The 22,096-nt window shown below is 33.4% G+C and carries 19 protein-coding genes and 3 tRNA genes; 13 read left to right on the top strand and 9 right to left on the bottom strand.

What is annotated here, in order from left to right:
- Positions 1-371 precede the first annotated feature (371 nt).
- From VB776_RS10935 to VB776_RS10925, 3 genes are all read right to left on the bottom strand, one after another.
- Positions 372-1,043 carry an acetoacetate decarboxylase family protein gene (locus VB776_RS10935; RefSeq protein ID WP_323328933.1) on the bottom strand — a complete coding sequence of 224 codons (672 nt, stop codon included), beginning with the start codon at positions 1,041-1,043 and terminating at the stop codon, positions 372-374.
- Between the two features lie 24 nt (positions 1,044-1,067).
- On the bottom strand, positions 1,068-1,895 hold the full coding sequence (gene pyrF, locus VB776_RS10930; protein ID WP_323328931.1) for an orotidine-5'-phosphate decarboxylase: 828 nt from the start codon (positions 1,893-1,895) through the stop codon (positions 1,068-1,070).
- Positions 1,896-2,182: 287 nt separating this feature from the next.
- The gene (locus VB776_RS10925) at positions 2,183-3,766 is read right to left on the bottom strand and encodes a putative maltokinase (RefSeq protein ID WP_323328929.1); all 1,584 of its coding nucleotides are present in this window, start codon (positions 3,764-3,766) and stop codon (positions 2,183-2,185) included.
- A 270-nt stretch (positions 3,767-4,036) separates the two neighbouring features.
- Here VB776_RS10925 and VB776_RS10920 point away from each other — a divergent pair.
- The 4 genes from VB776_RS10920 to VB776_RS10905 all read left to right on the top strand — a co-directional run bounded on the left by VB776_RS10920 (position 4,037) and on the right by VB776_RS10905 (position 6,430).
- A tRNA-Glu gene (locus tag VB776_RS10920) sits at positions 4,037-4,108 on the top strand.
- A 98-nt stretch (positions 4,109-4,206) separates the two neighbouring features.
- Positions 4,207-4,278, top strand: a tRNA-Glu gene (locus VB776_RS10915).
- A gap of 72 nt (positions 4,279-4,350) precedes the next feature.
- Positions 4,351-4,422: transfer RNA gene (locus VB776_RS10910), tRNA-Glu, on the top strand.
- A gap of 250 nt (positions 4,423-4,672) precedes the next feature.
- Complete coding sequence (locus tag VB776_RS10905) at positions 4,673-6,430, top strand: hypothetical protein (protein WP_323328926.1); 1,758 nt, start codon at positions 4,673-4,675, stop codon at positions 6,428-6,430.
- A gap of 69 nt (positions 6,431-6,499) precedes the next feature.
- Here the strand turns inward: VB776_RS10905 and VB776_RS10900 are convergent, their stop codons facing one another.
- Positions 6,500-8,170 carry a pyruvate dehydrogenase complex dihydrolipoamide acetyltransferase gene (locus VB776_RS10900; protein WP_323328924.1) on the bottom strand — a complete coding sequence of 557 codons (1,671 nt, stop codon included), beginning with the start codon at positions 8,168-8,170 and terminating at the stop codon, positions 6,500-6,502.
- A 422-nt stretch (positions 8,171-8,592) separates the two neighbouring features.
- Between VB776_RS10900 and VB776_RS10895 the strand changes: the two genes are divergently transcribed.
- From VB776_RS10895 to VB776_RS10860, 8 genes are all read left to right on the top strand, one after another.
- Complete coding sequence (locus tag VB776_RS10895; protein WP_323328922.1) at positions 8,593-9,858, top strand: hypothetical protein; 1,266 nt, start codon at positions 8,593-8,595, stop codon at positions 9,856-9,858.
- Between the two features lie 68 nt (positions 9,859-9,926).
- Positions 9,927-10,970, top strand: coding sequence for a DUF6807 domain-containing protein (locus VB776_RS10890; RefSeq protein ID WP_323328919.1), 1,044 nt, complete (start codon positions 9,927-9,929; stop codon positions 10,968-10,970).
- Between the two features lie 49 nt (positions 10,971-11,019).
- Complete coding sequence (locus VB776_RS10885; RefSeq protein ID WP_323328917.1) at positions 11,020-11,685, top strand: CAP domain-containing protein; 666 nt, start codon at positions 11,020-11,022, stop codon at positions 11,683-11,685.
- Between the two features lie 135 nt (positions 11,686-11,820).
- Positions 11,821-13,248: an MBL fold metallo-hydrolase gene (locus VB776_RS10880; RefSeq protein WP_323328915.1), complete on the top strand. Its 1,428-nt coding sequence runs from the start codon at positions 11,821-11,823 to the stop codon at positions 13,246-13,248.
- Positions 13,249-13,414: 166 nt separating this feature from the next.
- Positions 13,415-14,365: an acetyl-CoA carboxylase carboxyltransferase subunit alpha gene (locus VB776_RS10875; RefSeq protein ID WP_323328912.1), complete on the top strand. Its 951-nt coding sequence runs from the start codon at positions 13,415-13,417 to the stop codon at positions 14,363-14,365.
- Positions 14,365-14,985, top strand: a complete 621-nt coding sequence (locus tag VB776_RS10870; protein ID WP_323328910.1) for an HAD family hydrolase — start codon at positions 14,365-14,367, stop codon at positions 14,983-14,985. Before VB776_RS10875 ends, VB776_RS10870 begins: the two co-directional genes overlap by 1 nt.
- A complete protein-coding gene (locus VB776_RS10865) occupies positions 14,975-16,165 on the top strand; it encodes a site-2 protease family protein (RefSeq protein WP_323328908.1) in 1,191 nt (396 codons plus the stop codon). Before VB776_RS10870 ends, VB776_RS10865 begins: the two co-directional genes overlap by 11 nt.
- A gap of 82 nt (positions 16,166-16,247) precedes the next feature.
- On the top strand, positions 16,248-16,805 hold the full coding sequence (locus tag VB776_RS10860) for a 1-acyl-sn-glycerol-3-phosphate acyltransferase (protein ID WP_323328905.1): 558 nt from the start codon (positions 16,248-16,250) through the stop codon (positions 16,803-16,805).
- Between the two features lie 48 nt (positions 16,806-16,853).
- Here the strand turns inward: VB776_RS10860 and lpxB are convergent, their stop codons facing one another.
- Both lpxB and VB776_RS10850 read right to left on the bottom strand, forming a co-directional pair.
- Positions 16,854-17,963 (bottom strand): lipid-A-disaccharide synthase, encoded by a 1,110-nt coding sequence (lpxB, locus tag VB776_RS10855; RefSeq protein WP_323328903.1) that lies wholly within the window; start codon positions 17,961-17,963, stop codon positions 16,854-16,856.
- 89 nt (positions 17,964-18,052) lie between these two features.
- Positions 18,053-18,475 carry a 6-pyruvoyl trahydropterin synthase family protein gene (locus VB776_RS10850; protein WP_323328901.1) on the bottom strand — a complete coding sequence of 141 codons (423 nt, stop codon included), beginning with the start codon at positions 18,473-18,475 and terminating at the stop codon, positions 18,053-18,055.
- Between the two features lie 352 nt (positions 18,476-18,827).
- Here VB776_RS10850 and rfaD point away from each other — a divergent pair, with 352 nt between their 5' ends.
- Positions 18,828-19,793, top strand: a complete 966-nt coding sequence (gene rfaD, locus VB776_RS10845; RefSeq protein ID WP_323328899.1) for an ADP-glyceromanno-heptose 6-epimerase — start codon at positions 18,828-18,830, stop codon at positions 19,791-19,793.
- Positions 19,794-19,997: 204 nt separating this feature from the next.
- Here the strand turns inward: rfaD and VB776_RS10840 are convergent, their stop codons facing one another.
- The 3 genes from VB776_RS10840 to VB776_RS10830 form a co-directional block, all read right to left on the bottom strand.
- A complete protein-coding gene (locus tag VB776_RS10840) occupies positions 19,998-21,008 on the bottom strand; it encodes a glycosyltransferase (protein ID WP_323328897.1) in 1,011 nt (336 codons plus the stop codon).
- A 109-nt stretch (positions 21,009-21,117) separates the two neighbouring features.
- The gene (locus VB776_RS10835; protein ID WP_323328895.1) at positions 21,118-21,513 is read right to left on the bottom strand and encodes a hypothetical protein; all 396 of its coding nucleotides are present in this window, start codon (positions 21,511-21,513) and stop codon (positions 21,118-21,120) included.
- 45 nt (positions 21,514-21,558) lie between these two features.
- Positions 21,559-21,951: a hypothetical protein gene (locus VB776_RS10830; RefSeq protein ID WP_323328894.1), complete on the bottom strand. Its 393-nt coding sequence runs from the start codon at positions 21,949-21,951 to the stop codon at positions 21,559-21,561.
- Positions 21,952-22,096 lie beyond the last annotated feature (145 nt).

Genomic DNA, 22,096 nt, shown 5'->3' with positions numbered 1-22,096 from the left:
TCCGAGTCTTTACACAATCCGCCTAAGTAGTAATCTTTAGGGCATAGCCCATTATCTTTTTCTCATATTTTTAGATGAAATACTTTAAAAGTAAATCACAGAAAATTAACTATTCGTAATGTTGGATTGAGACCGCAAGCTGAGAGGATTCTTTAAAAGAAGAAATCAATAAAGCTATCAAATTGATGTGAGCTTTTTCTTATCTTATCCTAACACTTGGCGGAATGTTATTAAGTACAAGTATAGAGAATATTAATTGCTTTAAATGTCAACTATTACTTGATTAATAATCTCTTTAACAAATATATCACTCATTTTACAATCAACAAAAATTTTAGAGATTATTTATTAGATAAAACCAATAAGTATTATCAAAAATAATTTTCTTTGATCTTCGGAACCTCAAAGTTCATCTTAAAATTACTTACTTGAATAGTTAATAATGGTGATAACCGTGAAACATCAGGAAAGTGTGTACCATCAACAAATACTTTATTAACTTTTGAAAGTTTAATTTTTCCGTTAAAATTAAAAGGAGTAATCATTAAATCATTCTCTGATTTCTGAGCTAATTTAAAAGAGAACCAATTACTTTTTAGTGGAAAAGACAAAAAGGTTTTGTTAAATTTTGCTTCAAAAATCAATTTATTGTCTAATCTTACTTTTACACTTGTTTTACCATCAGCTTCATTTAACCATTCAAAATCAGCTTTTTCTTTTGGAATTCCCCAATTTTTTCTACCATTTAAAACACTTTCATCAGAAGATACATATATTTTACTGATTGAAAATACCTTTGCCCAATCAAAGGTAAACATACCAGGAATAAAAAGTAATTCTTGATATTTACCAACGTTTGAAGATTGGTAATCGACTAACATTACTGTTCCAAAGTATCCTAGAAATCTACTTTTTTGAAAATCTTCCATAAATCCATTTTCAATAACAAATTCTTTTGGAAATTTATAAATCATAGCGTAAGCATTCCCTGTTAAAAGCCAAGGAGCTTCAGCAAGAAGTTCTATTTCACTTTGGTTTTGCATGTCGATGGTTTTAAAAGCACATTTTTATAAATAGGTAGCCAAGTAAGCTTGCATTTCTGTTTGTACTTTTTTCGCTTCAAGAGCTGCCTTTTCAGCAAAATCTTCATCAGATGAAGCATAAATAATTGCTCTTGATGAATTAACTAATAAACCACATTGTTTATTCATCCCAAATTTGGATACTTCCTCTAAACTTCCACCTTGTGCTCCTACACCCGGCACTAACAAAAAGTGTTCAGGAACAATACTCCTAATTTTTTGGAGCATATCTGCTTTGGTAGCTCCAACTACATACATTAATTGTTCTGAGCTTCCCCATTCCTGAGATTTTGCAAGAACTTCCTCAAAAAGTTGTTTTTCATTGGCTAACGAAAGCGTTTGAAAATCTTTACTCCCAGCATTTGAAGTAAGTGCCAGTAAGATAACCCATTTATCAGCAAATTCAAGAAAAGGCTTTACAGAGTCTTCGCCCATGTATGGAGCCACAGTCACAGAATCAAAATTTAATCCTGATGATTGTTCATCAAAAAAAGCTCGTGCATACAAGCCTGAAGTATTTCCAATATCTCCTCTTTTTGCATCAGCAATAGTAAAGCATTCTTTTGGAATGTATTCTAATGTTTTTTGAAGACTTTCCCAGCCTTTAGCACCAAAAGCCTCATAGAAAGCGATATTGGGTTTGTATGAAACCGCATATTGATGAGTAGCATCAATAATTTGTCTGTTAAACTCAAAAATTGGGTCTTTTGCTTGAAGTAAATGTCGAGGAATCTTCTGAATATCAGTATCTAAACCAATACATAGATATGATTGTTTTTGTAAAATTTGCTCAAAAAGCTGCGACTTTGTCATTTATAAAATTCTTAGTTTCCTTTCTAAAAAGTGCTAAGTTTAATTGGAGAAAGAAATTTGCTTAATCTTCTGAAGAAGTAAATTTTGTGGACAATATTAATCTGTTCGTCGTCAAAAAACAAAAAAACTTACCTATCAAATCTTTTTTTTCCATTAATACCATTTTAAAAACTACCAATTACAAAGCTTTGGGCAATTCCCAACAAAAATTAAAGTAAATTACTTCAAAAAATACCCTACAAAAACCTGTTTTTTGAACAAACTTAGGTTTTTTGTCATTAAATATGTTACATTTTTAATTTCTCAATTTCACGAATCACATTTACAATTCCTTTCAACGGTATTTTAACCCAATCTGGTCTATAATTAATTTCATAACCTAATTCGTAAACGGCTTTTTCTAACAAGTAAATCAACATCAAAAAATTTATTTCATTATTATTTTTGAACAATGGATGCGGATGCCCAAAAGTATCCAAATACTTATCCATAAAAGTTTGCTGAATTAATTTATACCAACGGTCAGCCACAGTTTGTACGCTATGAGCATCAAATTTTAATGTAATAGAATCATTCAACATTTTCGCTGAAATAGCATAATGATAACTACGAATCATTCCAGCCACATCTTTTAAAGGGGAATGTTTAATTTTTCTATCTGTAATAGTGCTTTCTGGTTCTCCTTCAAAATCAATGATAATATAATCGTTTTGTGTTGCCAATACTTGTCCTAAATGATAATCTCCGTGTATTCTGATTCTTTGAGAAAGTATTGGTTTGGTTAAAATTCCATCTGCAAATTCATCAATTAATTCTCTGGCTTCCATAAAATCCCAAGCCAATTTTCTGGTCACAGCATCTGTTATTTTTGTATAATTATCAATGAGTAAATTATATCTTTTATCTAAGAGGTTGGTTAATCTATCGTGCAAAAACTTGCGATAAGTATCATCAAAATTTACAGGAACAAACATTTTCTCAGCTTCAGTATTGTACAAAGCCAAGTGCATTTCAGCAGTCCGTTGTGCTAACAGTTCTACTTGCTGAAATACTTCTTCCTTAATCGAAAATGATTTTGCCATAAAAGCCTCAACAAAATCTTCCAATTGTTCTCCCGTTTGTACCCAACTATCTGCTTGGTTTTCTACCATTCTTTGCATCATACCAAGCGTAATATCAGGATTGAAGTCTTCTTTCCATACTAAACTTCCAGCAAAAGCTGGAATAAAAGCAAAATTAGAATGTTCAGTAATGAATTCAACCATATCTACCTCAGGATTTGTTTCAGTAAACAATTTCCTGTAAAGCTTCAAGAAATATTTGTCTCCAAAAACAATTGCAGAATTGGAAGAATCAACAGGTAAAACTCTTGAAGAAATCGGCGCATTGATATCCTCTCCTAAAAAGCCCTTACCACGAGTAAAATCTACTTTCCCTTTAGCTTGTCCAATATTTTCTGCATGTGCCAAATGATAAAATATTGCTTGTTGAAAGCGTTCATCATAAATGGCATCTACAATAATTCCTCTTTTATTATTGATATATGCCAAAGTAATGATTCCTTTGGGAGCAATATCTTTATTATGGCTAGCATCAATAAATGAAACAGGTAATAAATAATTTTCAATCTCACCGTCTTCGTAGGAAACAGTCACAATCATCAACAATGCCATTGATTCTTCAATCGGAATTTCCAATGCTGTTGTTACTTTAAAGGACTTTTGAATTCTGGCTTTTCCAGCAAACCATCTACAAGTATTCATGTAAGCTGGTAAAACATTTTTTTCAAAATTGTCGAAAAGCTCAGTATCTGCACGGATTTTTTCCCAAGCAACCTTTGAGTTTAGTGAGTTTATTTTTGACTGAATCATTATTTAGGAAGGAATTTTGATCTATAAAAATGGTATTTTCTAAGTTTAAATTTAGAATATATTTATATTTAAAAAAAGTAGAATTTTGGTTTCACTGTCATAAAAAATATTTTTCAAAAAAACCATGTTACAATGTTTTGATTATCAACAACTTTAACAATTTGTTTGCTTTTTTTTCATTTTGTGGTTGTGTATTCTAAATATTCTCTCTACCTTTGCACCACGAAAAACGAACAGCGATACCCAATATCGAAAAAGTTTTAACCCAATGGTCCGTTCGTCTAGGGGTTAGGACACGTCCCTTTCACGGATGAAACACGGGTTCGATTCCCGTACGGACTACAAAAAGTTAACAAGCCCTTCATATCAATATGGAGGGTTTTTAATTCTAATCACAAAAAATGTTTTGTGATATCAGAGTAAATTCTTTATAACCCAATGGTCCGTTCGTCTAGGGGTTAGGACACGTCCCTTTCACGGATGAAACACGGGTTCGATTCCCGTACGGACTACAATACTTTTATTAGTAAAGTAGCGTACTTTATAAATTAAGTACATTTAGTAAAAAATTAGCATAACCCAATGGTCCGTTCGTCTAGGGGTTAGGACACGTCCCTTTCACGGATGAAACACGGGTTCGATTCCCGTACGGACTACAAAAGTAAAAGCGACATTTTCAAAGCGAAAGTGTCGCTTCTTTTTTACTACAGTTTTAGAACTCTTCCACTCATATTGAGTATTTTTCAGCCCCATTCTCTCTTAAAAAATCTTATTTCTAGAAAATACATTTCTAATCTTTAATAAGGGGCGCTAGTTTGTCTTCTTGTTCGTTATCAATAAAATTTAAGTTTACATTGTAATGACATTCACTAATTATGTAATGAATTGAATCTAATTCCTTTAAAAATGAAAAAAACATTCTCGCTATTCTTCTTAATTTCTTTTGTTTCATGTGCTCAACAATCGGATAAAAAGGTTAATGATGTTTCAAAAAAGACACAAGTACTTCCTACAAAAACAATCATCAATACTCCTTTATCTATTAGCAATGTAGCAAAGGAAATTGCCATCCAAACAAAGGTAAACGAACTTCCTTTACATCTAATCGGGACTTTTAAAATACCGAGCTATACAAATGCCCAAGGTTATATCAGACCGAAGTGGGCAGTATGGTGGAACTTTTGGGGAAAGCCTTTTAAGGATAATCATCTTAATCCTTGGGATGTTGGTTTAATGGGGAATGCGACTATTGTTCCAGAGTTTTATCATGGAAATGGCAAAAGAGGCTTCGAATACATTTACTCCTATGACTTGGAGCATGGAAGAGCATGGACAAACGATATAGATCCTGTAGTAGGCAAAAGTTATCAAGACTTTATTAGTACAATTCCATATCAGCATAGATTTTTTGAGGGAAGCTTGGAAGGTGGAAAAAAACTTTCTAGTATAGGTATAGAAGGTGCTTATGATTTTGGGCGTTCTACCGTTTTAGATGCAACAATGGGTTGGGGAGATAATATCAAAGGAAAATCGCACAGAGGCTTAGTTGCGATTGATGTTGAAGATGGAACAGCTGATTATGGTGATGAACTTCACAGAGCATTACTTATAGGCATGGCTGAAAATACCACAGGTGATATTTCTTCTGATTATGGTGGTCCAATCAATACTTTAGGGTATATCCACGATAGAGAAACTGGAGAAAATGCAATGTTTTATTATCCAGATGCTGAAGGAAATTATACAAGTAGAAAAGCAAAGTTTTCAGAAGATTGGCAAGCTTCCACCCCTCCTATTTCAATCCCGTCAAAGGGTGTTTTTAATAAAAGACCGATTGATTACCCAAATATTATTCCAAGTAACGAAGTCTCATTTTATTCGAATGAATTTTTAAGACAGGGAGAAAACTTTGACTTAGGCAACGGCAATAGTATCATTATTAATAAATACGGAGTAACGAGAAATACGGAACATTTCCTAGCCAGAGCAGGCACTTTATTGGAATGGCAGTCATGGTATTGCAGGTACAAACTCAATAACCGCAGAAATAAGATGTTAACGAAAGTAATCGCTGACAAAGGTCCAATAGGTTTAAACCCTTATGTAAAATTAGCTAATGGAAATACTGTTCCAGATGAAGTAATGGAACATAGAGGTAAAATGGCAGGAAGACGCTATGCTTTTGATATTGTTACCATCAATTATATGAACAATGTTGATTTACATCAATGGGATAAAAATTCTTTTATTGATAATAAAGCTCATGACACTTACATTGGCTTTTTCGCAGGTATAAAAATGTTAATGACAAATGGTGGTGCTGATGCTTATCTTGATATGATTCCTCAATACTGGGAAACAGAACAAAGTTATGACCATAAAAACTGGGTAAAACACAAAGCTGTAGAATGGGCTGATTCGCCAAAGATTCTGCCTTGTCGTACCAAAGTGGGCAAGAAAAAATTAGAAGCTATGTGTTGGAGAACTGAAGGGATAGAACCAACGGAAGTATGGCTCAGAGCCAATGTAGATGGTGTTTATCAAGAAATACACATCACCCCTGATGCTTGGGAAACAACCAATCCTATTTATAAAAACACCGCTTTAAAACAAATTCCCAAAGCTGATAAAGACTATTTTTATACTTTTCTGAATTTTAAATAACAAAACGCCTTAAAAAGAAAGCGGGTGAAGAAATACATCTTCACCCGCTTTCTTTTTTGTATCTAAAGACTAGACTAACAATTTATAAGGATCTTCCAACAATTGTTTAAAAGTCTGTAAGAAAGCAGCTCCTGTTGCACCATCAACTGTACGGTGATCACAAGTAAGTGTTACTTTCATTACGTTAGTAGCATAGAATTGTCCGTTTTTCACACCAACAGTTTCTTTGATACCACCAACTGCCAAAATACAAGATTCAGGTTGGTTAATGATAGAAGTAAACTCGTCGATACCGAACATACCTAAATTACTTACCGTGAAAGTATTTCCTTCCCAATCCTTAGGTTGTAATTGTTTATTTTTTGCTTTTCCACCTAAATCTTTCGCTTCTGCAGAAATCTGAGAAAGTGATTTTGTATTAGCAAAACGAATTACTGGTACTAATAAACCATCTTCTACAGCCACAGCCATACCGATATGTACGTGGTGGTTGATTCTGATTTTATCTCCTAACCAATAAGAATTCACTTTTGGATGTTTAGTTAAAGCTACAGCAACTGCTTTAATTACCATATCATTAAATGAAATTTTAACTGGTGAAATTTCATTCATTGATACTCTTGCCGCCATTGCTTTATCCATGTTAATTTCCATGGTTAAATAGAATTCTGGAGCAGAGAATTTAGATTCAGCTAAACGACGAGCAATCGTTTTACGCATCTGATTCACTGGGAATTCTTCATAACTTTCTTCGCCAGTAACTACCGGAACAAAAGCAGGTTTAGCAGCAGCAGTTTTTGCTGGAGCTTCTGTTTTCGGTGCAACAACAGCTGGAACAAAGCTATCAACATCGGCTTTCACTACTCTTCCGTTTTCGCCAGTTCCTTTTACTTGAGCAATATTAATACCTTTATCTTTCGCTAACGCTTTTGCTAATGGAGAAGCCTTTACTCTTCCATCTGCATCAGATACAACCACAGTTTCTTCTGCTTTTGCTACTGGTGCAGGTGTTTCAGAAGCAACAGGAGCCGCCGTCGCTGAAGCAGAAGCCGTTTTTCCACCACTTAGCAAGGCTTGAAAATCAGCACCAGGTTCTCCGATTACAGCTATAACATCATCAACGTTTACTGTTTTACCTTCTTCAATACCGATGTACAATAAAGTACATGGATTGTATTTAGTAACATCAATGAAATTATCTAAATCAAATTCCATTGTCGCTTTATCGGTTTCAACTTCAGCTAAAAGAGCATCTCCCGCTTTAATTGTATCACCAACTTTCTTTAACCAAGTAACTAAAGTACCTTCCATCATCGTATCCGACATTTTAGGCATTCCAATTACTTCTGCTTTAATATTAGAAGTATCTACAGCTGGAGTAGCTGTTTCAGCAACTGCCGCTGGTGCTTCTGGAGTAGCAGGAACATCAGCTTTGGCAGGAGTACCGCCAGTTAAAAGATGTTCGTAAGCTTCACCGTTTTCACCAATAATAGCAATAATGCTATCTACTGGTACGGCCTTACCTTTCTCTAAACCAATGTATAAAATTCGGCAATCTTTGAAATTGCTCAAATCCATTCTTTCGTCCAAATCAAGCTCCATTGTCGCTTTATCTGTTTCGATTTCTGCAATCAAGCCGTCACCAGTCTTTAAAGGGTCACCAACTTTTTTGAGCCATTCTGCAACAACACCTTCTGTCATGGTGTCGCTCATTTTGGGCATGGTTATGATTTCTGCCATTTTTATTATTATAGGAAAATTTACTGTTTTTGGTAAATGGTTAAATAGCTATTTGCCAAATTGTGATTAACTCTGATAAAATTTGGGTAAATCAACAACTAAAAACTAATAAAAACAACTACACAACCAATTTAGAATTCAAAAATAAGGCTAAACACTTGCTTTCAAAAGCTATCTTGAAAAAATATAATTTTGTCTTCATTTTTCAATGTTTATTTATTTTATTTAGTCTTCTAATAAAAGCAGTCAATGTATTTTTATTACTTGAAACTTATTAAAATTCAATTTTTAAATAAAACAGCCCTAAATTTGCTTATGCTTAAACAAGTAATTTATTTAAAATTTTCACTTACTTATTATCTTTGATTTCCCTCAAATAAATCAAAAGCCTAAAAAACCCTATCGGTATAAATAATCAAAATATGATGGACATCTCTACTTATGGAATTGTTTACCTTAAAGTACTAATTGCCTCAGGACTTTGCTTGCTTGCTTTCTTATCGTTCAAATTCAGAACAGAGCTAGAACAACTTTTCAGCAGTCTGGGGAAATTAAAATCTTTCCTACTTATATCAGTCTTGTTTAGGATAATTCCATTTGTTATTATTTACATTGTTCTCCATCTAAAGGCACAATCTGATGTTTATATCTTTTGGAAATCAGCACAAGAAGCCAGTAAATTCAAATTGGTTTACAGAGATTTTGAATCATTGTACTCTCCCTTCTTTCCATATATTACTGCTTTGTTATTATACATTTGGGATACGGCAGAAGCCGTAACCTTAACAATGGTTTTAGTAGAATTGTTGGCTTTATGGCTTACGCTACATACTTTCTCTTCCAAAAACCAAGCTTCTGATTTATTTAAAACACTAATTTATTTACTCTTACCTGCTCCTTTTATTTTTTGTATTATTGGTGGGCAAGAAGATGTTTGGATGTGGGGTTTCGCTTGTTTAATGATTTATTGTTGGCAAAGAAAAAAATCTGATTTGATATTAGGCATTATCACAGGTTTAGGATTACTAAGCACCAAAGCCTTTTTCGTTCTATTCATTCCTTTGGTATTGCTGAAAGTCAACAATAAAATAAAATTTATCATTGGCAATTGCATCGTTGGTTTGCCAGTACTTATTTTCCTATTTTATTATGGCGGTACTTCTTTCTTGATGCCCATTCGCCTTGCTCAAGAACCGATGGCACCAAATTTTTGGTCTATCGCTAATCCATTTATTTGGTCATTAAATCTTACAAATAATATCAAACTGCTGAATTGGCTTGGACTTTTCTTCATTCTTTCCTTTGCTTTATGGCAAACGTATTTGAGTAAGAATTTGAGTATTCAGCAATTTGTACCCAAAATCTGGATAGTAATTTTTGGTTTGATGATGATTATTCAAGTTGGTTCTTATGCCAATTATATTTTTATATATGCAATGCCTTTAATCTTTGGCTTCGATTTTTTTAAAGATAAAAAGTTCTTACTCATTACTTTTTTCATACAATTTGTCGCTTCTTTTCAACCTTCTTTATGGTTCAGAACGGGCAAACCTTTCCTTCAGTTTAAAGATTTCGCTGAAATCCGTTTCACCTTAGAATACGCTTTTGAAATGATTATTTTCGTCGGAGTAATATATTGGTTGAATTTGGTCATCAGAAAAGAGGGGAGTTTAGATTCTTTCAAGTAAAAAAAAAGTACTTTCTGCTTTGAGTAGCATAAAACAATTAAATGAAATAACTCTCAAACAAAATACACATGAAAAAAAACGTTTTATTGCTTTGTTCACTTTTATTTGGCTATCAATTCGGAGTGGCTCAACAGAAAAAAGATCAAATCAAACTTGTGGTTAAAGAAGCTGAAAACAAAGTAGATGTTTTGGTAGATAACAAACCGTTTACTTCTTATTTCTATCCGAGTGATGCTATTCTAAAAAAACCTGTATTATTTCCAATTCTTACTTCAAAAGGCACGACCATTACTCGTGGTTATCCTTTTGCAACTCGTGCAGGTGAAAGAGTTGACCACCCGCATCATGTTGGTATGTGGCTTAATTATGAATCTGTAAATGGCTTCGATTTCTGGAATAACTCTACGGCAATCAAAGACCGTTCTAAATATGGAACGATTAAACATACTGGCATTGTAGAAAGTAAAGGTGGAAATGGCAAAGCTAGTTTAGCTGTTACAGCAGATTGGATTGATGCAGATGGGAAAGGAAATTTATTATTGAAAGAAAAAACAACTTACGTTTTTCATTCAAAAGGCGACCAACGTATTATTGATAGAATTACAACTTTAACGGCACAAGATAAAGAAGTTGTTTTTAAAGACGTAAAAGATGGCTTTTTTGCTATCAGAGTAGCTCGTGAATTAGAACATCCATCAGATAAACCTGATGTTTTTGTAGATGCAAGTGGTATTGAAACCAAAGTTGATAAATTAGACAATACAGGTATTACTGGTAATTATAGAAGTAGCGAAGGCATCGAAGGTGAAAATGTCTGGAGTACTCGTGGAAAGTGGACAAACTTAGCTGGAAAAATCAAAGATGAAGATATTTCTATCGCCATCATCGACCATCCTAAAAATGTAAATTATCCTACTTATTGGCATGCTCGTGGTTATGGACTTTTTGCCGCCAATCCTTTAGGGGAGAAAGTTTTTAGTAAAGACAAAAAAGAATTAAATCTTACTTTAGCACCAAAACAATCTGTTACTTTCCGTTATCGTACTGTAATTACTTCTGGAAAAGCTTCTGATGAAACCTTAAATAAATTAGCGGCAGATTTCGCAAAATAGACTATCGTGGATACTTCATACGTTTAAATGAAAAAACATTTATACAGGTATGAAGTATCTTTTTTTAATTGCAATCTGTTTTGAAAGTCTCTTTTTCCAATCAGATTCTTCGCTTTATGAAAGTAATGCTGATGATTTTCTAAAATCGGCAATTGCCAATCAAGTCATTGATGCTCGCCATCCGAATTATGAATTATTAGATGTTGCACTATTTCATGCAAGTAATTTACAAAGAAAGAAATATCGCCTTCCGCTCTTTTCATATTCTACGATATTACACCGTATCGCTAGTGAACATTCAGAAGCCATGATTTCTAAGAATTTCTATAGCCACGAAAATCCATACAGTAAAAACAATAGGAATTTATCGAAAAGAGTATTGAGCCAAACAAATGAGTTTTCTCAAATGGCTGAAAATATTGCAGAATTTGACATCATCCAGTCGAAATACGATACTTTTTGTATTATTGAACCCAAAAGAAAAGGTGGAGATTTTCAATATATTGATTGTGATACTGAAAAACAAATCCCAATGCAAACCTATAAAGAACTGGCAATCAATATTGTAAACGAATGGATGAGTTCGCCCGGACATCGTGCCAATCTTTTAAATAAAAACTATAAAGTAATGGGATGTGCCATTCGCCTCAGTAAAAATCCTTACAAAACTGAAAACAGTCCATTTAGTAGAATCACACAAAATTTTGGAGGATAAATCACAGATTGACAAATACTTTCTGTAATATTTTCAATTTTGAGAAAATACATCCATGACAATTGAAGCTCTTTTTAATATCTTTGTAAAATTACACTAATTACCAACAAGGATTTAAAACATAAAATACATATAATGAAATTAACTTTTTGGGGAGCTACGAGGCAGGTGACGGGTAGTATGTATTTACTTGAATTAGATGATGAGTTTAAGATTCTAATTGATTGTGGAAGAAATATGGGGCGAGAAGTTGATTATACCCAACCTGTTACCAATAAAGCATTTTTCCCTTTTGAAGCCTCTCAAGTAAATTTAGTTCTACTTACACACGCACACATAGATCATTCTGGAAATATACCCATGTTATATCGTGAAGGTTATGAAGGACAAGTACTTTGTACTTCTGCTACAGCCGATTTAACAAGTCTTTTATTATACGATGCGGCTAACTTAAACTTAAAAAAAGTAAAACAAGCCGAGGGTGATAGTAATAAGAAGAAAAAAAAGATGGATAGATTGCTCATTAAAGGCGATTTATATTTACAAAAAGATGTTGAAGATGCCATGGCAAATTTTGTCACGCTTCAATTTCATAGACGTTTCAGAGTTGCTGATAATGCTTGGGTGACATTTATTCCTGCTGGGCATTTATTGGGTGCAGCACATATCATCGTTGAAGTACAAGAAAATGGAGTAATGAAAAGTATCTGCTTTTCTGGTGACATTGGTCGAAAAGACTATCCGCTTCATATCGATCCTTCTACTGAAATTCCAGAAGTAGATTATTTACTCTGTGAAACTACTTATGGAGGCAGATTGCACGAAGATAAAAAAACACCAGAAGACGCTTTAGCAGAAATTATTCAACGTACTTGTATTGATATTCCGGGAAGATTAATTATTCCAGCTTTTTCAATTGGTAGAACACAAGCTTTACTTTATACTTTGAACAGATTATATTCTGAAAAAGGCTTTAGCCCAATTAAAGTATTCAGTGATAGCCCTTTGGCTTATGCTTCTACAAAAGTTTATCAGAAAAATATCAAGCAGCTTAACAAAGAAGCCAGAGATTTTCAAGAAGAAAATGATTCTTTATTCGATTTTGAAAATTTACAATACATTCAAAGTGAAAAATCAAGTAAAGCCATTTCGAATTATGCCGAGCCTTGTATCATTATTTCGGCATCAGGAATGATTTCTGGTGGTAGAGTAGAACAACACATTGCAGCCAATATCAACAATGTTTATTGTACTATTTTATTAGTAGGTTACTCTTCTGAAGGAACTTTGGGTTGGCGTTTAATGAATGGACAAAAGTCGCTGAAAATCAAGGATGTAGAATATCAAGTTTTAGCTAATGTTGAGAAAATAGATATTTTTTCAGGTCATGGCGACCAGTCAGATTTGCTTAATTTTGTCAAAAAACAATCTCCTAAAAAGCTTAAAAAAGTATTTTTAATTCATGGCGAAGAAGAAAGTATGAATACTTTTAAAGCTTTACTTGAAGACGAAGGTTACTCAGACATTGAGATTCCAGAAATGGGACAAGAATATATTTTATAGTAAAAGAAAAGACTGCTCAAATCTCAAAAATTTGGTCAGTCTTTTCTTTTAGGTTGATATTTGTCTAATTTTGCGAGAATATTTTTTAAACTTCAGTTAAAATCACTGAAATTTACCTTTCCTAAAAATAGTCAACGGATAATTTTATAACCGTAAAAAACTAAATATGCGTACTTTATTAGATTTTGAAAAACCCATTGCCGAGCTAGAGTCAAAACTAGCTGAAATGAAAAAATTGGCAATTGATAATAATGTTGATGTTACTGTTGCGGCTTCGCAATTGGAAGCAAACATCGAACAATTAAAAAAAGAAACTTTTACAAATCTAACTCGCTGGCAAAGAGTACAGCTTTCTCGTCATCCAGAACGCCCTTATACTTTAGATTATATCGAAAATATCTGTGATGAATTTATCGAAATTTATGGCGATAGAAACGTTGGAGACGATAAAGCAATGGTTGGTGGTTTTGGTAAAATTGATGGCGAAACGGTAATGATTATCGGTCAGCAAAAAGGTAGAAATACCAAACAACGTCAGTTACGTAATTTCGGAATGCCAAATCCAGAAGGCTATCGTAAAGCACTTCGTTTAATGAAAATGGCTGAAAAATTTGGTAAACCTATTGTTACGTTAATTGATACTCCAGGTGCGTTTCCAGGCTTAGAAGCCGAAGAACGTGGACAGGGTGAAGCAATTGCAAGAAATATCCGTGATATGTTCATGTTGAAAGTACCTGTTATTTGTATCATCATTGGTGAAGGAGCCTCGGGTGGTGCATTGGGTATTGCCATTGGCGACAGAGTATTGATGCTAGAAAACACTTGGTATTCTGTAATTTCTCCAGAATCTTGTTCATCAATTTTATGGCGTTCTTGGGATTTCAAAGAACAAGCAGCTGAAGCATTGAAACTAACAGCAACGGATATGTTAAACAATGGTTTAGTCGATGGCATTATTCCTGAACCACTTGGTGGCGCACATCTTGACTATGCAACTGCTACGCAAACCGTTAAAAAAGTAATTCTAAATACTATTTCTGAACTTCAAAAACTTAGTCCAACTGAAAGAATCAACCAAAGAGTTGACAAATTCGGTGGCATGGGTGCATACAATTAGTGAAAAATATCATCTTCGATTTAGGAAACGTAATTATCGACATTGACTTTGAAAGAACCTTCAAAGCTTTTACTGAAATCTCTGAAAATGTAAATTGGCGAGAAAGTGAAAGAATTTTGAAAGAAAAACAAATCTGGTCGAGATACGAAAAAGGGCAATTGACTGATGCTGAATTCAGAGCGGAAATTCGTGAGGAACTCAAAATCACTGCAAGTGATGAACAAATTGATACTGCTTTCTGTGGTTTATTGATGGACATCGACCCTGCAAGAATTGAACTTATCAAAAAATTAGCAACAAAATATAAAATTTATATTCTTTCAAATACTAGTCATATCCATTTTCTGGAAGTTGAAAGAATTTTAGAACGTTGTGCAGGCGTAAAACACTTTAGTGAAATCTTTGATTATGTTTTTCTATCTTATGAAATGGGAAAACTAAAACCTGAAGTGGATATTTATGAAGAGGTACTCAAACAAGCAAACCTTGTTGCTTCTGAAACCTTATTCTTGGATGACCTGTTAGCAAATTTAGAAGGAGCAGCCACTTTAGGAATTCAAACTAAGCAAATTGTTCCTAATGAATTTACGATTTTAGATTTATTTTCAAATGAAGTATAAAAAAGAGATTATTCAAGCGGTTCTTTTCATCGTTACTTTAATCACAACAACCTTGGCAGGTGCAGAAGCAATGACTGCCAAGGCTTTTTTCTTTGTTCCAGAACCTTATCTCCTACATTTTCCTGACGATTTCTGGCAAGGATTAAATTTCTCTCTACCCTTCTTAGGTATTCTTACTTGTCATGAATTTGGTCATTATTTCACGGCAAGATATTATAAAATTAGAACATCATTACCTTATTACATTCCAATGTTTCTAAGCATTTTTTCTGCAATCAATATCGGCACTTTAGGGGCTGTTATTCGCATTACAGGAAAGACCCGTTCAAGAAAACAATATTTTGACATTGGCATTGCTGGTCCATTAGCTGGTTTTGTGGTGGCTTTGGTGGTTTTGTACTACGGTTTCACTCATCTACCTCCATTTGAACATATTTTCTCGATTCATCCAGATTATCAACAGTTTGGGAAAAATTATCCAAGTGAGGTAATGAGAATTCCAAAGTTTATGAATGGACAAACGGTGTTGGGAGACAACTTACTTTTCAAATTCTTTAAAAATTACGTTGCCGACCCTAATCTTTTGCCTCCCAATTTTGAAATCATGCACTATCCATTAATTTGGGCGGGATATTTATCATTGTTTTTTACAGCATTGAATTTGTTCCCAATCGGACAATTAGATGGCGGACATATTTTGTATGGATTAATTGGTAAAAAGAATTTTAATATCGTTTCTCCAATCATTTTTATCGCTTTTGCTTTTTTTGCAGGTTATGGAATGTTTACGATTGAAGATATTAAAAACATCGGAGCAACAGGCTATTATCAATCTGAGTCAGATTTTTTTACTTGGCTATTGGCTTATGTACTTTTCCTCAGAATTTGTTTTTCAAGAATTTCCGATAACCAACTTACTTCTTGGGTATTAAGTTTAAGCGTTGTTGTTGGTCAATTATTGTTAACTTACATTCCATCTATTGCAAACATACAAGGTTTTTCAGGCTTTTTACCTTTCTTGTTTTTACTCGGTAGATTTTTAGGCATTTATCATCCAGAAGTTGAAATTGATGAACCTTTAGATTTCAAAAGAAAATTATTAGGCTGGCTTTCATTGATTATTTTTATCCTTTGCTTCACACCTTATCCATTTATGCAAATTGATTTTGCTGCTAAATAATTGACTATTGTTTTTAAAAACATTAACTTCAAAAGCAATAGTCAATCATCCAAACTAATATTAATTATCAATTCACATTAAAATGTTTAATTTCTTATTCAAATTTCTTTTTAAAATAGCTGGCTGGAAATTGGTTGGTGCATTCCCAAAACATATCAAAAAGAGTATTTTGATTGTTGCTCCACATGCACAATCAGTTGATTTCCCTGTGGGAATCGGTGCGAGAGCTGCCATTGGCGTTAAAATGGGTTTTCTCGGAAAAAAAGAATTATTTGAAGGTCCTTTTGGTTGGATGTTTTATTGGCTTGGTGGTTATCCCGTAGATCGTTCAAGTAATAATCAAGTAGTAAAAGCAGTGAGTACTTTATATAATTCAAAAGAAGAATTACATTTAGTAATTGCACCAGAAGGCACTAGAAAAGATGTTGAAAAATTAAAAATGGGCTTTTACTTTATTGCTAAAAACGCAGATATTCCCATTGTCATGATTGGTTTTGATTATACCATTAAAGGAATTGTTATCAGTGAACCATTTTATACAAGCAATGATTCTCATGCTGATTTGAAACAAATCGCACTGTTTTTTGATAAAATTGGTGGCTACAAAAAATCTTGGGTGAGTAATTACTTGAAATACTAAAACAAAATAGGCTTCCTTTCGGTGAAGCCTATTTTGTTAAATCTTGTTTTACTGCTTTAGGTAATTCACCATCAAAGCTCCTGCTTTTTCAGATGCACCTTTTGTGCCAAGTAAATTTCTGATTTCTTCGTAGCCTTTCAGTTGCTCTGCTCTACTTTCTTTGTCAATTGTGATTTTTGTTAATTCTGTTTGAAGATTTTCTTTCGTCAAATCATATTGAAGTAATTCTGTCACCACTTTTCTACCCGCAATTAAATTCACTAAGGATACAAAAGGTACTCTAATTACTCTTTTATAAACTTGATAAGCTGCCCAACCTCCACGATAACAAACTACTTGTGGCACATTGAACAGTGCTGTTTCCAACGTTGCTGTTCCAGAAGTAACCAAAGCAGCATCGGCTATAGACAATAAATTATAAGCATCATCGACTACAATTTTTATCGGGAAAATAGATTGCCAACGGGCATACAATTCTTTGGGTAAATTAGAAACTGCCGCAATCACAAACTGATATTCAGGAAATTGATATACTTGAGTCAACATCATCGCCAGCATTCCATCAATTTCTTGTTTTCTACTTCCTGGCAATAAAGCGATGATTGGTTTTTGTCCTAATCTCGCTTCTTTCCTAAAATCTTTGGCTGGCGTAAAATCTGCAATGGCATCAAATAAGGGATTGCCAACATAATCTACTTCATAATCATATTTTTTAAAAAAGTCTTTTTCGAAGGGAAAGATGACGAACAATTTATCGACATACTTTTTTAAATTCAAGGCTCTCGACTGATTCCAAGCCCATACTTTTGGTGAAATATAATAGAAAGTTTTAATGCCTTTGAGCTTCGCAAATTTGGCAACTCGCATATTAAATCCTGCATAATCAATCAGAATCACAACATCAGGCTGAAATTGCAAAATATCTTTTTTGCAAAAAGAAAGAAATCCTAAAATGGTTGGAAGATTTTTTACGACCTCGAAGAAGCCCATAAAGGCAAGGTCTCTGTAATGTTTTACGATTTCTGCACCAGCATGTTGCATCATATCGCCACCCCAAGCACGGATTTCAGCAGATTCATCGTGCTTTCGAATACCTTTAATCAAGTTCGAACCGTGTAAATCTCCCGAACGTTCACCAGCGATGATATAATATTTCATTTGATTTTGGATTTCGGATTTTGAACTTCGGAGCTATTCTCAAAATATATCGAATATCGTATTTCCGAAATCCAAAATCAATAGTATTATTACTCTTCACCGAAGTATTCTACAAAATTCTTTTGTGTTTCGTACAATTGAAGGCTGTGTAACTTAGCTGTGGCTGAAACAGCTGAAATCTTTGGTGCTAATATTTTCCAGATTTCCATCACAAAAATTTCACAACTTGCCATTTTACCTTGCATAAAATCTACATCAAGATTTAGGTTTTTATGATCTACTTTTTCAATGACTTCTTGCTTGATAATATCGCCCAATACTTTTAAATCAATTACAAAACCAGTATCTGGGTCTGGTTTACCTTTTACTGTAACAATTAATTCAAAATTATGACCGTGCCAATTAACATTAGCACAAGGCCCGAAAACTTCACGATTTTTCACCTCAGACCAACTCAAATTATACAATCTGTGCGCAGCATTAAAATGCTCTTTACGACTTACATAAACCATTGTTTTCAGTGTTTACAAGTGAAGGTATTATTGGGAAAACAGTAGCAATAAGTACCTATAAATATGAATAGGGTGCAAAATTACAATGAATTTATTCTCAAAAAAATTAAATCTAAGAATATCAGTCTTTCATGAATAAATTCAATTCTATTGAATAAGCATTTTTACTTAACGTTTTTGAACAAAATCAGTATAGAACTTGATTATAAAAGTAAAAAACTCACACAAATCTTGGAAAGATTATATTTTTTCCAAAATCTGTGTATAGTTTAAATGGAAACTTAATTTTAATTTTGATAGTTTTTTAAATTTACCTAACACGTATAAATACAATTTTAATAATTGCTACTCTATGATTATTGTTACGGGTGCCGCAGGATTTATTGGAAGTTGCTTGATTCAGCGTTTGAATCAAGATAATTTCAATTATATCATCGCCGTTGATGATTTTTCTGACGAACAGAAAAATAAAAATCTTGATGGTAAAAAAATTCAGGAAAGAGTTGATAGAGAACACTTTTTTGAGTGGCTAGACGCAAATTATCAGGAAGTTGAGTTCTGTTTTCACATCGGTGCGAGAACAGATACTACTGAATTCAATATTGATATTTTCAATAAATTGAATTTGAATTACTCAAAGAAAATCTGGAAAAAGTGTCACGATTACCAAATTCCATTAGTATATGCTTCGTCGGCTGCTACTTATGGTTTGGGTGAATTTGGTTATGATGATAACGAGTCTTTAATTCCACAATTAAAGCCTTTGAATCCTTATGGCGAATCTAAAAACGATTTTGACATTTGGGCATTGAAACAAGAAGAGCAACCTTTCTTTTGGGCTGGTTTGAAATTCTTTAATGTCTATGGACCAAACGAATTTCATAAAGGCAGAATGGCATCAGTGATTTGGCATACTGTCAACCAAATCAAAAATACTGGCGAAATGAAACTTTTTCGCTCGCACAATGAGGATTACAAAGACGGTGAACAAATGCGTGATTTTATTTATGTGAAAGATGTTGTGGAAGTATGTATTTACTTAATGCACCATCGCCGCAATTCTGGTATTTATAATCTTGGTTCTGGCAAAGCTCGTACTTTCTTGGATTTGGTAAAAAATACTTTCAAAGCATTAGATGTTCCAGAAAACATTTCATTTATCGATACTCCTGAAGATATCAGAGATAAATACCAATACTTTACAGAAGCAAATATGTCTAAACTACAATCAATAGGATATGATAAAAACTTTACAACATTAGAAGAAGGCGTGAACGACTATGTAAAAAACTATCTAGTCGCTGAGAAATATTATTAGGAGCTGTTTGCTTTGAGATTTTAGCAATGAGCAAACATAAATAGAAAGTCCAGATTGAAATTTCAATCTGGACTTTTTGTTTCTTAATCAATAATTTGTGGTAGCGGCAACCCTTGCAGTTGCCACGCATGAAAGGGCAACCGCAAGGGTTGCCGCTAATTTTAGTCTATTTGTACTTACTAACTCACAATCCACAACTATTACTCAAGAAGGATATTCTATCTTTTCTCCTGTTTGTTTAAATCCTTTTTCTTCAAATAATTTCTTCCAGCCCTCTGTGATAAAACCGATGCCATAGCCAATTAATTGCACAAATACAGCCACAATACTCAGCAAGCCTACTTCAATACTTTTATTCTTTATCGTAGCATCTAAGAAGTTCAATAAAACATAAATTCCTAATATCGCAATTCCTAAGTAAAAGAATGGCGTAAAAATGAAATACCAAATCGGAATTGAAAAGCAGCCTAGCGTAAAAATCATTGGGAAAGTATGTACTAACTTTAACTCTTTTGGGAAGTAACGACTGATGTTGATTCTTGCTTTGCCAAAAAATCTCAACTGACGATAAAACTGTACAAAACTCGTTCTGCGTTTATGATAAATAAAGGCTTCCGGAATTAATCCAGATTTAAAACCCAAGGAAATGGCTCTGATACTAAATTCAATGTCCTCCCCCATTCTGGTAATGATAAAACCTTTTGTTTTTTCATACACTTCTCTCGAAAGCCCCATATTGAAACTTCTTGGATGAAATGTACCTCCTAAATTCTTTTTACTTCCTCTAATTCCACCTGTAGTGAATACAGAAGTCATGGAGTAACTGATGGCTTTTTGGATGGGCGTAAAATTAGGATGGTCACGGTCGGGACCGCCGTAGAGGTCTAAAAATTCGGTATTTAGTTGTTCCTCAACAATTGATAAGTAATCATTTTCAATCAAAGCATCTGAATCTAAAATGATGAAGTACTCTCCCCTCGCTTTACTAAAACCTGTATTTCGAGCAAAGCCTTGTCCTGTGTTTTCTTGATAATAATAATGAATATCAAGGCTATCTTTAAAAGTATTTACTACCTCCTCGCATTTGTTGATAGAACCATCTTCAATAATGACTACCTCAAAAAAAGAATAAGTCTGCTTTACAAGACATTGCAGTAACTCCTCCACTTCGTCGGGACGATTATAAACAGGAATGATAATAGAATATTTGCGCATCAAGAAATTTTAAATTTGTTGGCAAATTACAAGGTTTTTTAGAGAAATGTAGGTTTAACAGAGATAAAGTACTTGAAAAAATAGCTAGCTCTAAATTGCTATGATAGATTTAAAATCTACTTAAAAACATTATGTTGTAAATTTTAGGTGCTTTCCTTTTATCTGTTTTTACTATTTCAACATCATGCACACAACGTTTTAAAAACACTTCATATTTATTGATGATACTATCCTTTAAATCATTTCCTTCTGAATATGAAATATTCACTTTTCCTGAAAGCTTAAGTTTTAACATTGTTATTTGTTTTAGCTTGCCTGAATACAAGGTTATTTTAAAACCTGCAAAACCTTTTACATCTTTACCGCCTAAACTATCAGGCAATGTTATGTAAGGACTTTTCCTTTGTATGATATAAAATGGAATCTCAGTAGGACAAACAATAGTCTGTCCTACTGAAGATTGTATTGTAAAAAAGAAAATTATAATTCCCAGAAATCTTGACATAGTATTAATAATAAAAGAATACTACTCTATTTATATTTTACAACCTCAAGGCTTCCCTTCCCTCACCTCTTTTCCTTTCACCTTCATCTCCCAGTCGCCAAAACTACCATACAAAACAAAAGAACCAAACCTGAATTTATCAACTAGCTCTGTGCCTTCTGAGACAGAATCAAAAAACTCTTTATCTACAGGCAACTCAAATTCTATGGCATTCACAGCATCTTTAATATGCTTCTTGATGCTTAATGAAAAATGTGATTGTTTTAAACGTATCTTCAAAATATACTTGGGTGCATTCGCTACACCATTTGCTTTCAAGGCTTTTATCTCGGCTATTAATGCTTCGTTTTCTTGTCGTAGTGTTTTTACTTCGGCATTATTCCCACAAGAACTTACTAATAATGCACCAATGAGTAATAGATAAATAGGATTCTTCATGATATTAGATAAAATGGTTGATAAGGTTATTATCTTTTTATGATGTCTTTATTTTTTTGAAATGTACTATAATAAGTAATTGATATGCTGGCAATTTCAGGAAAGTATATAAACTTTCTGAGATTATGGCTAGTCTTCAATACTT

Source organism: Arcicella gelida, from assembly GCF_034931025.1.
GTDB classification, from domain to species: Bacteria; Bacteroidota; Bacteroidia; order Cytophagales; family Spirosomataceae; genus Arcicella; species Arcicella gelida.
This window is presented reverse-complemented; position numbering and strand designations above follow the sequence as displayed.

Excerpts from the sequence above, each read along its gene's own strand:
- VB776_RS10900 (WP_323328924.1), bottom strand. The coding sequence starts at position 8,170 with ATGGCAGAAATCATAACCATGCCCAAAATGAGCGACACCATGACAGAA.
- VB776_RS10890 (WP_323328919.1), top strand. The coding sequence starts at position 9,927 with ATGAAAAAAAACGTTTTATTGCTTTGTTCACTTTTATTTGGCTATCAA.
- VB776_RS10885 (WP_323328917.1), top strand. The coding sequence starts at position 11,020 with ATGAAGTATCTTTTTTTAATTGCAATCTGTTTTGAAAGTCTCTTTTTC.
- VB776_RS10840 (WP_323328897.1), bottom strand. The coding sequence starts at position 21,008 with ATGCGCAAATATTCTATTATCATTCCTGTTTATAATCGTCCCGACGAA.
- pyrF (WP_323328931.1), bottom strand. The coding sequence starts at position 1,895 with ATGACAAAGTCGCAGCTTTTTGAGCAAATTTTACAAAAACAATCATAT.
- rfaD (WP_323328899.1), top strand. The coding sequence starts at position 18,828 with ATGATTATTGTTACGGGTGCCGCAGGATTTATTGGAAGTTGCTTGATT.
- VB776_RS10850 (WP_323328901.1), bottom strand. The coding sequence starts at position 18,475 with ATGGTTTATGTAAGTCGTAAAGAGCATTTTAATGCTGCGCACAGATTG.
- VB776_RS10880 (WP_323328915.1), top strand. The coding sequence starts at position 11,821 with ATGAAATTAACTTTTTGGGGAGCTACGAGGCAGGTGACGGGTAGTATG.
- VB776_RS10830 (WP_323328894.1), bottom strand. The coding sequence starts at position 21,951 with ATGAAGAATCCTATTTATCTATTACTCATTGGTGCATTATTAGTAAGT.
- VB776_RS10905 (WP_323328926.1), top strand. The coding sequence starts at position 4,673 with ATGAAAAAAACATTCTCGCTATTCTTCTTAATTTCTTTTGTTTCATGT.
- VB776_RS10860 (WP_323328905.1), top strand. The coding sequence starts at position 16,248 with ATGTTTAATTTCTTATTCAAATTTCTTTTTAAAATAGCTGGCTGGAAA.
- VB776_RS10925 (WP_323328929.1), bottom strand. The coding sequence starts at position 3,766 with ATGATTCAGTCAAAAATAAACTCACTAAACTCAAAGGTTGCTTGGGAA.
- VB776_RS10865 (WP_323328908.1), top strand. The coding sequence starts at position 14,975 with ATGAAGTATAAAAAAGAGATTATTCAAGCGGTTCTTTTCATCGTTACT.
- VB776_RS10895 (WP_323328922.1), top strand. The coding sequence starts at position 8,593 with ATGATGGACATCTCTACTTATGGAATTGTTTACCTTAAAGTACTAATT.
- VB776_RS10835 (WP_323328895.1), bottom strand. The coding sequence starts at position 21,513 with ATGTCAAGATTTCTGGGAATTATAATTTTCTTTTTTACAATACAATCT.
- lpxB (WP_323328903.1), bottom strand. The coding sequence starts at position 17,963 with ATGAAATATTATATCATCGCTGGTGAACGTTCGGGAGATTTACACGGT.
- VB776_RS10875 (WP_323328912.1), top strand. The coding sequence starts at position 13,415 with ATGCGTACTTTATTAGATTTTGAAAAACCCATTGCCGAGCTAGAGTCA.
- VB776_RS10935 (WP_323328933.1), bottom strand. The coding sequence starts at position 1,043 with ATGCAAAACCAAAGTGAAATAGAACTTCTTGCTGAAGCTCCTTGGCTT.